Source organism: Pseudomonas duriflava, assembly GCF_007830155.1.
In the GTDB taxonomy this organism is placed as follows: Bacteria; Pseudomonadota; Gammaproteobacteria; order Pseudomonadales; family Pseudomonadaceae; genus Chryseomonas; species Chryseomonas duriflava.
Window position 1 is genome coordinate 213,466 of the sequence record NZ_VLKY01000003.1, and the last position, 11,907, is coordinate 225,372.

General features: G+C 52.9%; 8 protein-coding genes. 3 read left to right on the forward strand and 5 right to left on the reverse strand.

The annotated features are described in order from the left end of the window. The first annotated feature begins 267 nt into the window (after positions 1 to 267). Complete coding sequence (locus IQ22_RS05480) at positions 268 to 1,485, forward strand: NAD(P)-dependent oxidoreductase (protein WP_244308983.1); 1,218 nt, start codon at positions 268 to 270, stop codon at positions 1,483 to 1,485. Positions 1,486 to 1,775: 290 nt separating this feature from the next. Here the strand turns inward: IQ22_RS05480 and IQ22_RS05485 are convergent, their stop codons facing one another. From IQ22_RS05485 to IQ22_RS05495, 3 genes are all read right to left on the reverse strand, one after another. Further along, the gene (locus IQ22_RS05485; protein ID WP_145139291.1) at positions 1,776 to 2,939 is read right to left on the reverse strand and encodes an acyltransferase family protein; all 1,164 of its coding nucleotides are present in this window, start codon (positions 2,937 to 2,939) and stop codon (positions 1,776 to 1,778) included. A gap of 558 nt (positions 2,940 to 3,497) precedes the next feature. Further along, complete coding sequence (gene dbpA / locus IQ22_RS05490; protein ID WP_145139293.1) at positions 3,498 to 4,877, reverse strand: ATP-dependent RNA helicase DbpA; 1,380 nt, start codon at positions 4,875 to 4,877, stop codon at positions 3,498 to 3,500. Between the two features lie 127 nt (positions 4,878 to 5,004). Then, the gene (locus IQ22_RS05495; protein WP_145139294.1) at positions 5,005 to 5,703 is read right to left on the reverse strand and encodes an HAD family hydrolase; all 699 of its coding nucleotides are present in this window, start codon (positions 5,701 to 5,703) and stop codon (positions 5,005 to 5,007) included. A 366-nt stretch (positions 5,704 to 6,069) separates the two neighbouring features. Between IQ22_RS05495 and IQ22_RS05500 the strand changes: the two genes are divergently transcribed. Further along, the gene (locus IQ22_RS05500; protein ID WP_145139296.1) at positions 6,070 to 7,311 is read left to right on the forward strand and encodes a sensor histidine kinase; all 1,242 of its coding nucleotides are present in this window, start codon (positions 6,070 to 6,072) and stop codon (positions 7,309 to 7,311) included. 425 nt (positions 7,312 to 7,736) lie between these two features. Beyond that, the gene (locus IQ22_RS05505; RefSeq protein ID WP_145139298.1) at positions 7,737 to 7,946 is read left to right on the forward strand and encodes a cold-shock protein; all 210 of its coding nucleotides are present in this window, start codon (positions 7,737 to 7,739) and stop codon (positions 7,944 to 7,946) included. Between the two features lie 86 nt (positions 7,947 to 8,032). Here the strand turns inward: IQ22_RS05505 and mdtD are convergent, their stop codons facing one another. After that, entirely contained in the window at positions 8,033 to 9,472 is a 1,440-nt protein-coding gene (gene mdtD, locus IQ22_RS05510) for a multidrug transporter subunit MdtD (protein ID WP_145139301.1), read from the reverse strand. Positions 9,473 to 9,596: 124 nt separating this feature from the next. Continuing rightward, positions 9,597 to 11,825, reverse strand: a complete 2,229-nt coding sequence (gene gspD / locus IQ22_RS05515; RefSeq protein ID WP_145139721.1) for a type II secretion system secretin GspD — start codon at positions 11,823 to 11,825, stop codon at positions 9,597 to 9,599. Between the last annotated feature and the right edge of the window lie 82 nt (positions 11,826 to 11,907).

The following is an 11,907-nucleotide window of genomic DNA, read 5'->3' on the forward strand; positions in this document are numbered from 1 at the left end:
AAGCCGGTTAAAAATTTGACGACAAATTAATGGCGGGCTAAACCGCGATACAAATCAGGTAGCTAGGAACTTTTTGTTCTACAGTTGTGTCTTACGGCACGGTTGCAAAAAACTCTTTCGGTACAGCAACTGTCCTGGCTTTCGGCCGCCCATTAGTAAAACACCTAGTTACGACGCGTGCAGCGCTCTGCATACCCATCACTACTGAAAGGATTCGTTTGTATGTCTAATTTCCAAGTAAAACGTGTCGGCGTTGTCGGAACAGGCATGATTTCGCGCTGTTTGGTAAGGTTAATCTCCAAGCATTACAACGACTTGGTGATTTCTAAGGTTTTTACCCGCCGTAGTATCAACACGATCTCTGACTTTCCTCTTCCTGAATGCCTGACCAACTCGCTCGATGAGGTATTGGATAATTCCGACCTTATCGTTGAATGTAGTGGGGATGTCTATCACGGAACCGACGTTATCGAGCGCGCCTTTCAGGCGGGCCTCCAAGTCGTTACGATCAACGCAGAATTGCAGGTAACCACCGGCTCCTATTTGGCCGGTAAAGGCTTCCTGACGGAAGCTGAAGGTGATCAGCCCGGTTCGCTGGCCGCTCTGCATGAAGATGCCGTCCAGATGGGCTTTAAGCCCTTGGTCTACGGCAACATGAAGGGTTATTTGAACCTGGATCCTAAGCCTGAAGATATGGCCTATTGGGCGAAGCGCCAAGGGATCAGTGTTGATCAGACTACGTCCTTCACTGACGGTACCAAGGTACAAATCGAGCAGGTCGTCGTAGGCAATGGCTTTGGCGCCACAATTACGCGGCAAGGGCTGGAAGGTTTAAAATCCACGAACCTAAACGAGACAGCCAATATTCTGGCTCAGATGGCTGAGCAGATTGGCCAGCCGATCGTAGATTATGTAGTGCCAAGTGGCTATCCGGCAGGTGGTGTTTTTGTCGTGTGCCGTCACGATGAAGAACAGGCTCCGGCGATTGAATATTTCAAGCTAGGCCCTGGCCCATACTATGTACTGGTTCGTCCTTATCATCTGTGTTCCCTTGAAGTTGGCAAGACGATTCGCCGTGTACTGTCCGGTGGCGGTGTTCTGCTGAATAATTCTACGATGCCTAGCCTGAGCGTGGCGGCTGTCGTGAAGAACTCCATGAAGGCAGGCGATATCATTGAACGTGGTATTGGTGGTTTCCAGGTGCGTGGCGAGGCAGTCAAGATTGCCGACAACCCCGATCATTTGCCAATTGGTCTACTCAAGCATTCCGTGCTCAAGCGAGCTGTAGCGCCAGGCCAAGTGATTACTTTTGATGACATTGAGTTGGTGCCTAGTCGTGCGCTGGATATTGTTATCGAACAGCATCGCGCTGTAATTCAGGCGCAAATGCCTAACTTACTACCCCTTGATGAACGTATGCCTCAACACTTCCCTATGATTGAAGGGGAGCGCGTAGGCAAGTTCAGCGGGATACCTGCAGCCTAATCAATAGGCTGCTATTAAAAAGCCCAGTGATGCGTTTGCATCCTGGGCTTTTTTTATATTCGGTTTTTCTTAAGGTTATTTTTAACCAAGCAGGTATTTACGTGCCTGTATCAACAATAAATATTTGTTAAAGCCTGTGCTCCGGCTGCTTTAAGGCAGCCGGATAAGGTAAATCGTAGAAGAAGTAAAGTTGGCGCGTAGGGCTGCTCATTTAAGCTGTTTATTCACGGCAAACATCATCATTTAAGTAATGAAAGCGCAGCTGGTCTATGAGCTATTAGTCGATTTACTCAGGCAGAGTTGTTTTGCAGGGCTTCGTTGGTAACCAGCTTCTTTTTGGTCAAGCGCTTGCCGAGGGCTACGCCTGTAAGTTCAATGTATTTATAGGTGTAACGGGAAATAAAGATAACCGATACTAGTTGAGCCAGAACGACCAAGTCATCCGTTACAGCACTACCTGTCGTCATATACTTAATCATCATGGGGGGGACGTCATGAGAGGGTAGGGCAGCCGTCATGAATTCCTTCCCCGTTAGCTTGCCGACCAGGATGGCAGCACTCTTGAATACATATAGAACGGCAGCATGAGTCAGATAGATTGAAAAGGAAAGATTACCTAGCTTGATAAAATATTGACCCTGTAGCAGTCGAGAAACTGAGCCTCTTTCAAAGGAAAAGATCAGTATCAGGCCACAAAAGAGCAGGCTGGCGATAACACCTTTATGAGGTATTTCCGACACCATGATGCTATAGGCGCATATCACGCTGATAAGCTCAAGTGCGGTAAACGTCAATTGGCTTAGTTGAATATGTTTGATCTTTGTATAGATCACATAAGTACATGCACCAGCAAAGAAGCACGAGCCGCCGCGAAAAATCGAGTCTTTTACTGGGGTCTCTGGCAGGCAAAGCGCAATAAACGATAATAAAGAGATCAAGAAAAAGAGTTTGAGATGCTCGTTGCGAGTGACAATCATAATGGCGCCGAACAGCAGGTAGAGGTAGTACTCTATGCTGATGCTCCAGGATGGATAGTTGAACGAGCCGGTAATGGTATCGCTGAGCCAGGCCTGTAAAAGTAGTAGGTTAGGTAGGAATTCATCGGGTGCCGTAGCACCTGCAAAGGCGCCATCATTGAAGTGAAGGCCGCTGCGTTCGGCGATTAACTTACCGCATTCTAGAGCGATATAGACCGCCAGCATGGCGAGATGAAGCGGATAAAGACGCAGTGTGCGCGTAATAACGAAGTTTTTGTAATCGCCTAGGCCATTAAGCCTATGGCTATAGGTATGGTACAGAACGAAACCACTGAGAATGAAGAAAAACTCAACAAAGAGATAGGCGTTCTTGAAAAAAGCCATCTCAGCAAAACTATTCACTACATAGGTGTGAAAGAGAACAACTGCTATAGCACAAATACCGCGAAAGCTATCAAGTACTGTAAATCTGTTCATTCGACTGTCCCAATCCCTAGCAGTCATGTTCGATACTCACACTTCAAAAAAGCTTTCAGCAGACTTTGGCTTTATTTGAAGTAACCCTAACGTTAAAGCACACTTCCCTTTCTTCTTGCTTGTAAAGATAAGCAGTTGAAGAGAGCATCGAGTAGTTCGAAAAGGTTTCTTCAAGTTAGCAAAAAAGAGTTTTTTGAGGTGATGAGTGGAACTCAATATCAATCAAACATGCGGCTTTATAATGTCGATCAAATCACTGATTAAAACATTAAGCCAAAAGCAAAGAACTCATCTACAAAAATGTAAAAAAGCTTTAGTGGCTCTGTCTTTGATCGTCTAGGGAATGCAAGTTCCTGAAATCCTGTAAAAAAATGTAATAATTTTTTGAGAATAGTTCTTGTTTGTTTTTGTGGCGCTTATCGCTATGGAAAAGGAATGTTATTTGATCAGGGATGCCGCGGCTTTACAGGCATCTACCAATGTGTTTGGTTACGCCTATAAGAGACGAGCTAGCGGAGAGGAAGACGCCAGAGGAGGCACTGGCGTCCTTTGCCTAGGTTAGAGAAGTCTTACCTTGAATGAACGTCCTTTGATCTTTCCTTCGCTCAAGCGTTTAAGCGCCTGTTTTGCAATATCACGCTCTACCGCAACATAGGCTTGATAATCATGGATAGCAATTTTTCCTATCTTGGCGCCTGGTAGGCCTGCTTCACCTGTCAATGCACCCAGAATATCGCCTGGACGTACTTTTTCCTTACGTCCGCCTGCAATGCAGAGTGTGACCATAGGAGGTATCAAGGGCGATGTATCGCTTGGTACGAGGCTATTCAAGGGCTGCCAGTTCAGCGGTGCTTGTTGCTTGTCCTCAATGGCTTGGGCCCGTCCCGCTTCGGCAGGTGCAACGAGGGAGAGCGCCAATCCCTTCTCTCCGGCACGACCGCTACGCCCAATGCGGTGTATATGAATATCTGTATCGCGTGAAAGCTCGACATTGATGACGGCCCCCAGACCAGCGATATCGATACCGCGTGCCGCCACGTCGGTGGCTACGAGTACACTGCAGCTGCGGTTGGCAAATTGGACAAGAACCTGATCCCGGTCCCGCTGTTCCAGATCGCCATGCAAGGTCAGAGCGGAAATTTGATGACTCTTCAGGTAATCGACAACCTCTTGGCATTGCTGTCGCGTATGGCAAAACGCGATGCACGAGTGAGGGCGATAATACTGAAGCAGATGCAGGACGGCTTCCAGGCGTTGTTGAGGATCGATTTCGTAAAACCGCTGTTCGATCTGGGTATCTTCATGCAGCGATTCGACACTGACCTGCTGAGGGGAGCGCAGGAAGGCAGCGGCCAGTTGTTTGATTCCTGCTGGATACGTAGCGGAAAAGAGAAGTGTCTGCCGGCGGGCTGGGGTCTGGCTCAGGATATCGGCGATCGAGTCGTAAAAGCCCATGTCCAGCATGCGGTCGGCTTCGTCGAGTACGGCCATGTTAAGGCCGTCCAGCTTGAGCGTGCCCTTGCGTAGGTGCTCCTGGACACGTCCGGGCGTACCGACGATTACATGGGCCCCGTGCTCCAGCGAGCCAATCTGCGGGCCGAACGGAACGCCGCCGCAAAGGGTGAGTACCTTGATGTTGTCTGCTGCGCGGGCGAGCCGGCGGATATCCTTGGCGACCTGGTCGGCCAACTCTCGTGTTGGACATAAAACAAGTGCCTGACAGCCGAAATAGCGGGGATTAAGCATGTTGAGCAGGCCCAGCCCGAATGCAGCTGTTTTACCAGAGCCCGTTTTGGCTTGGGCGATCAGGTCTTGGCCTTTCAGAATGATAGGCAGACTCAGCGCTTGAATGGGCGTCATCGCGTGATAGCCAAGCGAGTCGAGATTGGCGAGCAAGGACTCGGCCAAGGGCAATGTGGCGAAAGCGGTTGTGGTCAAGGAGGTGCCTGTCATGCGAAGAAAAGAGAGAGTTGTACAGTGTAACAGGCGAGGGGTAGAGCGGCTCCACGGGCCGATTGGTGGGACAAGGCCAGCGTGGCAGGACCAGCGCTGGTCTCGTAGGTGCTTAGTGGCCGTCTCCGCTAGCGGCAGTCTCGCGCAAAGCGGCTATCTGAGCGGGAAGCTCGTCCATATGACTAATCAGGGCCGTTACTCCTAAGCGACGAAGCGTGTCGGCATGACTAGGAGGAATGTGGCTGGCTCCGGTAAATCCAATGACCCGCATACCTGCCGCCAGTGCAGCGCGTACGCCAGTAGCGCTATCCTCGATCACAATGCAGTGTTCTGGAGCGACCCCCATGGTTTTGGCTGCCAGAAGGTAGACATCCGGAGCCGGTTTGGGGTGGGTAACCATGTCGGCACTGAAAATATTTCCCGCAACACGCTCCGTGAGGCCCGCCCGTGCGACTGACGATTCCACACTATGCCGAAGACTGTTAGACGCCACGGCCAGGGGCAGGTCGATACGCTCTAATGCCTGCTTGACGCCGGGAATAGGTTCAACATGTGTGGCGATTAGTTGCTCGGATCGAGTGCGGATGTCGGAGAGAAGAGTAGCCGGCAATTCGACATTGAAGCGCGCCTGAACCATTTGGATGATGTCGCGTGTAATCAGGCCGAATGTACCGTCCAGCAGGCGCTCAAGCTCTACGCGCGGCACATACTTGCTCAATTCCTCCATGAGAACGCGCTCGGAAAGGATTTCACTGTCAACGAGTACGCCATCGCAGTCGCTGATAAGAAGCTCGATTGCGTGTGGTTTCATCTAAGGCTTCCTTGGTAACGGCAGACCATTATGAGGGCAGGTAGTCGAGAGGAATACTCTTGAGCTCTTGATAGGACATAGTCACGTGTATACGGAGAGTAATAGCGCTTTGCCTATCTATTTGAGCTGTCTGTCACGTTATATATGAGACAAGAGGCAAAACAATTACCATGTGGTTATGTTAATGCATGACTAGATAAGGGTCAGTGCGATGCGATAAGCCGCCTGGCGCAGAAGCAACGTCTTCAGGATGAAGACAGGCCTCGGATCGGGTAACTGCCTTGAGCGAGCCACTTCATTTTGAGTGACTCAACGGCTAAAAGTTTAATTGCCGAACATTCCAGCCTTCGGCGGTGGAGTCTTAGGATGAGGTTCAATGCGCCGCATGTTCCGGTACTTGAGCCGGATATGATCAGCAGGGATGCGCAACGTCTGCTGGCGTTACGGCAGACAAGGTTGCTGGATTCTGCTCCGGAAGAAGGGTATGACCGCCTGACGCGCATGTGCGCACGTCTGCTGGGAGTGCCCATAGCCTTTATTTCATTGGTAGATGAAGCTCGGGTCTTTTATAAGAGTCACTATGGTTTTCCGCCTGCCCAAGCGTTAACGCGCGAGGTGACAGGAACGACGCTATGCCATTACGCCCTTTCCCATGGTGAGCCACTGGTTATCAACGACGTTTCAACCCATCCGTTGAACTCTCGTGCAGCCTGGCTCGAGACGTTTGGCGTAGGTGCCTATCTGGGCGTTCCGCTGGAGCTGGACGACGGTCAACTGTTGGGATGTTTTGCAGTAATTGATGAGCAGCCAAGGCTCTGGCTTACCCAGGACATAGAGTTTCTTATCGAGTTGGCGCGTTCCACTATCAGTGAAATTAAGTTGGGCCTTGCCTTGGACGCTGCTCAGCAGCACGCGCGTTGGGCGCGGGAAGCAACCAGAGCGCGCGAGGAACTTCTAGCGGTTGTGGCTCACGATTTGCGTACGCCGCTTTCAGTAGTAACCATGGCATTCGGGCTGCTTGACGGTGCAGCTTTGAATGAACGCCAGCGTGAATTGGTTATGCATGCTCGAGTCGCAAGTGCGCATATGGGCAGGCTAATCGATGAGCTACTTGAAATTGCACAAATGGAGCAGAATCAACTGGAGCTGCGTCTGGCCGCGCTCGATCCGCAGCGACTGGTGGATGATGCCCTGGCTATGCTCAGACCTCTGGCCGAACGCGGCGGCATTCAGTTAATGGCCTCATGCGAGTCGGGGCTACCTGCCATTCGGGGCGATTACGAGCGGCTGTTGCGCGTTTTTTCAAACCTTATCAGCAATGCTGTCAAATTCAGCGAGGCGGGTACAACTGTCTGGGTTTCAGCGATGGAAGAGCCGCGCGGAGTGCGTTTTACCGTGAGCGATAACGGGCCGGGTATTGAAGCACGTGACCTCGAATTTATTTTTGATCGTTTCTGGCAGGTTAAAAAACGTGAGCGCCAAGGAGTAGGCCTCGGCCTTGCCATTGTAAAAGCCATAGTTGAGGCGCATGGGGGGCGAATCCAGGTAAACAGTACGCCAGGAGAGGGGAGCGACTTCTGTTTTCATCTGCCTTTGGCATTAGAGTGATTTATGCCAAGACAGTATGGTTTCGATCGCTACGTTTGGCTTGGTATAGCGATGGCTTGGCAGTTAATTCCTTGGGATAAAACGCCTGCGCCGTAGTGTGTTTTATAGTCTGAACGCTTGTGGGTAGAGAAGCCTGGCTCTACCTTCGCAGCGACATCAGGGCAGACGCAAACCTTGCTCTTTCCCATTTGCGACAGACATCCCTGACGTAATCGCAATCGTCATAAATTTATCGTAGAGTGCCAATACTGTGTTTGCTTGGGTCGCCGTTGATCGTGACCTGAGGCGGTAGGTTCATTGAATACCCCGTCCTGCTCGATTCTTGTTACTCCTGCAACTCAGTTCCTGACGCATGGTATGCAGGCAGCACATTGCCGCAGCCAAGCGCCATAACAAAATTGATCTATCAAGGAGCAACATCGCATATGTCGAATCGTCAGAGCGGCACCGTCAAGTGGTTCAACGAAACCAAGGGCTATGGCTTCATTACACCTGAGAGTGGCCCGGACGTCTTCGTTCATTTCCGTGCCATCGAAGGCAATGGTTTCAAGACTCTGGCCGAGGGCCAGCGTGTCAGCTTTGAAGTCGTGCAGGGCCAGAAAGGCATGCAGGCTGAGCGCGTTCAGGTCGGCTGATCGCTAGGTCAAAGCAAAAACCCGAGAGTACTCTCGGGTTTTTTATGCATAGAAAACGGTTGCTTTCAGAGGTGGGGCAGGCTGTATCAGGTCTCGGGACCTTGGGGGCTTTTTTCTGGATCCTCCACGCGATGGGCTGGCGCCTTGCGGTTTGGTTCAGCTTGCAGCTGGAAAAAAATGGCCGCTGCGAGCATTGAGAGTAACCCAACGCTAAGATAAGTTGCATGAAAGGCAGACAGCACATTCGTGTCGCCATAATCATTTTTGAACCCGCCTAGAAGCGCTGCCGCGCACGCCACGCCAAATCCCATTGATAATTGCATGACCACTGACATCAAGCTGTTGCCGCTGCTAGCGTTCTCGTCGTGCAGGTCAATCAAGGTCAATGTATTCATGGCGGTAAATTGCATGGAATTCACGGCCCCTAAAAGGCCCAGATGAATCAGGAGCCAGGTGTAGGGGGTGTTCTGGTCGATCAAGCTCAAGCTGGCAATCAGACAGCCAAGCAGCAGGGTATTGCCAATCAGCAGGCGCCGGTAGCCGAGGCGATCAAGGATGGGTTTGGCGATTGGCTTGACCATCATGGCGGACAAGGCCAGCGGAATCATGGTCATGCCAGCCTTGGAGGGAGAAAACCCCATTCCGACTTGCAGGAGCAAGGGGGTCAGAAATGGCAGGGCACCGCTTCCAAGCCGGGCGAACAGGTTGCCAAAGATGCCAACGGCAAAGCTACGGATGCGAAACAACTGTGGCGTAAATAGAGGGCGCTCGATACGTAAGGCCCGTAGCCAGTAAGCCACCATACAGGCGAAGCCACCCAGTAGAAGCAAAACGACCCGGGCATGAGGCATATGCAGTTCGCCAAGGCCTTCCAATGCAATGGAAATAAGTACCATGGCCGCGCCGAACAATAGAAAGCCTACGCCATCAAAAGGGGTAGGTAGAGGGCTGCGCAAGTCCGGCATCACTTTGCGGGCGACCAGGCAGCCAGCAATGCCTACGGGCAGGTTGATCAGAAAGATCCAGTGCCAGGACGCGACCTCGACCAGCCACCCCCCTAGTGTTGGGCCTGTCAGCGGACCAACCAGACCAGGCATGGTCACAAAGCTCAGAATGCGGACCAGCTCTGCACGTGGATAAGCCCTCAGAATAACCAGCCGCCCAACAGGTAGCATCAGGGCGCCTCCCAAACCCTGGATAACGCGAGCTCCAACCAAAACCGGCAAGGACGGCGATAAGGCGCACAACAGGGAGCCGAACGTAAACAGGGCAATAGCGCCAAAGAAGATACGGCGACTGCCAAAGCGATCGGTGATCCAGCCGGAAGCCGGAATTACCAGAGCAACCGTAAGCATGTAGGCAATGATGACTCCCTGCATGCGCAAGGGATCTTCGCCCAGATCCTGCGCCATGCTGGGCAGGGCTGTGTTCAGAATCGTCGCATCGAGCGATTGCATGAAAAAGGCAATGGCGATCAGCCAGGGCAGGAAGCGGGCGGTACGGGCATCAAGTAGCGTGGCGGGCATGAGTGATCATACTTTCTTGAGGAACGCCAGGTATTGGAACGCTAGGCGCACCTTGTGTTCGCTCCCGGACAGGTGGGTACTGCTCGGGGGCGTTCAGGGCGAGCCAGGCGGCTCGCCCTGTTTGTCAGCGCATCGGGTCAAGCCGGCTGACCGGTTGCAGGGGCTGGATCAATTGCAACTGCTGACGGTATTCGTCGGTGATCTGACTAGCTTGACTGGTGCTGGTAATCACCCGCGGCGTAATCAGGACAATGAGTTCCGAGCGGCCACGGCTGCGTGATGTATTACCGAACAGCCAGTGCAGCCCCGGGATGCGACTGAGATAGGGCACGCTGTTGTCGCTTTCTGCCTCGCTTTGTTGGATCAGGCCGCCCAGCAGAATAGTCTGTCCGCTCTGCACCGCTACTTGCGTAGTCACGGCCCGGGTGGAAATCGAGGGGTTGCCGTTGGCATCGGTTGTCGAGCTGGCGTCGCTTACCTGCTGCTGGATATCCATGTAGACCAAGCCGCCCGGATTGATACGAGGGATTACGTCCAGAATCACACCCGTCTGCACGTATTGAACGCTACTGTAGGTCGATTCGCTGGTCGTAGTCACCGCGGTCTGGGTGATCGGGATGTTATCCCCTACCTGAATCTGTGCTTGCTGATTGTTCATGACGACCAGAGACGGAGCCGATAGCACTCGAGTGTTGCCGTTGGTCTCTAGAGCATGCAGGGCAACCTGGAGATTGTTGCTGACAAAGGAGTAGAACAAAGCGTCCGTTGAGCTCAGAGCGGCTCCTCCTTGGCCCAGGGCCCCCTGGCTGCCAGAGGTATTTTCAACACCCTCGGTACTTGAATTGCCGGCCAGATTACCCAGATACCATTGCACGCCCAAGCTGAGCGAGCCGGTCAGGCTGACCTCCAGGATACGGGTCTCGATCTGTACCTGCATGGGCGCATTATCGAGCCGTCTGATGGCAGACTGGATTTCATTCCACTGTGAAGGGCGGGTCCGAATAAGCAATTGGTTGCTACTTTTCTGCGCCGTAATGCGAACACCTGTGTCATTGCCGCTGCCGCCAGTGGTATTGCTGTCTGCGCTTTCGCTATCGGAGTCAGTAGCGGCTCGGCTGCCTGTCGTGCCAGTACCGGTGCCAGTGTTGCCCAGTCCGTTAGAAAGACCCGTACTGCCATTCAGCCCGCCCAATCCCTGACTGCTGCCTGTGATACCCGTCGTTCCGGTTGTGCCAGTGGTGCTTCCTGTCGACAGCGTGGTGGTACGCAGACCCGGCGCAACCTGTGCCTCGGCTTCTTCCGTCACGGCTTCATTACCATAAATCTGGCGTAGATAGCGGGCCAGGTCTGTGGCTTTCATGTTGCGTACGTCATACACGTACATCTGAGGCTCGTTGCCACCGCCCCGGTCGATGGTTTCGATCCATTGACGGACTTCGCTCAGGTATTCTGGCTGCGGCGATATCGCGACGATGGCATTGGTTCGCTCGATAGGCAAAAAGCGAAGCATGCCCGCCAGTGGCGTCCCGCTTTGTGGGCCGAACAAGCGGTCCAGTTCCGGCATCAACTCGGTTACGCTGGCGCGTTGAAGACCGAATACGCCGATAGACATACCTTTAAGCCAGTTGACATCAAAAGTGTTAATGGTGCGCTCGTAGTTTGCCAACTCTTCCGGCGTGCCGGCCATGGCAAGCACGTTACGCGACGGGTCGACCAGGAGAAAAGCATTCTCGCGGGCAAAGGGCTTGAGCAGCTTTTGCATTTCCGTTGCGGAAATGTAGTCCAGAACGAACAGGCGCGCGGTTAAACCATTACCTGGCTCGGGTACGCGCAAGGACGGAACGATCCTACCCGGTACAGCCTGGCTGGCTGGGACAACCATGTAGCGGCTGCCTTCCCGTACCAGAGCGTTGTCGGTCCAGGAGAGCAGCGTTTCGAGAATGGGCAGCGCTTCGCTCTTGGCAACGGGTTTGGATGTCGAGAACGTCACCTCACCCTTTACCTCCTGGGCGATAGTGTAGTTTTCCTGCAACAGGTCGCCGAGAATGCTGTTGATCACTGCCCGGATGGGCTGGTTATTGAAGTTAAAGACGATTCCGCCTTCCTGGGATGGGGCCGCCTTGGCCGCTGGCAGAGCCCGATTGTCAATGAAGCGATTGTCGCCCCGGATGATCTGGCTACGGGCAGGCATTGGTGGCTGCGCCTCGACGACCGCGGGCATATTAGGGGTAGGCTCTCTGACGAGAGGACGCTGACTGCCCGTACCAGCCAAACCTTCACGCAGCAAGGCGTCATCCTGTGGTAGATCAGAGGCGGGTGATATACAGCCAGCCAGAAGAGCGGCGGTGGCCATACTGGCCAAAGGGTAACGCAAGGTCACGATGATAACGCTCCTGATGTGGGGGCGACGAGGCGTCGCGCGAATCCTGAGTCCA

Coding starts and splice junctions, on each gene's coding strand:
- mdtD (WP_145139301.1), bottom strand. CDS start 9,472: ATGCCCGCCACGCTACTTGATGCCCGTACCGCCCGCTTCCTGCCCTGG.
- IQ22_RS05505 (WP_145139298.1), top strand. CDS start 7,737: ATGTCGAATCGTCAGAGCGGCACCGTCAAGTGGTTCAACGAAACCAAG.
- IQ22_RS05495 (WP_145139294.1), bottom strand. CDS start 5,703: ATGAAACCACACGCAATCGAGCTTCTTATCAGCGACTGCGATGGCGTA.
- IQ22_RS05480 (WP_244308983.1), top strand. CDS start 268: ATGATTTCGCGCTGTTTGGTAAGGTTAATCTCCAAGCATTACAACGAC.
- gspD (WP_145139721.1), bottom strand. CDS start 11,825: ATGGCCACCGCCGCTCTTCTGGCTGGCTGTATATCACCCGCCTCTGAT.
- IQ22_RS05500 (WP_145139296.1), top strand. CDS start 6,070: ATGAGGTTCAATGCGCCGCATGTTCCGGTACTTGAGCCGGATATGATC.
- IQ22_RS05485 (WP_145139291.1), bottom strand. CDS start 2,939: ATGAACAGATTTACAGTACTTGATAGCTTTCGCGGTATTTGTGCTATA.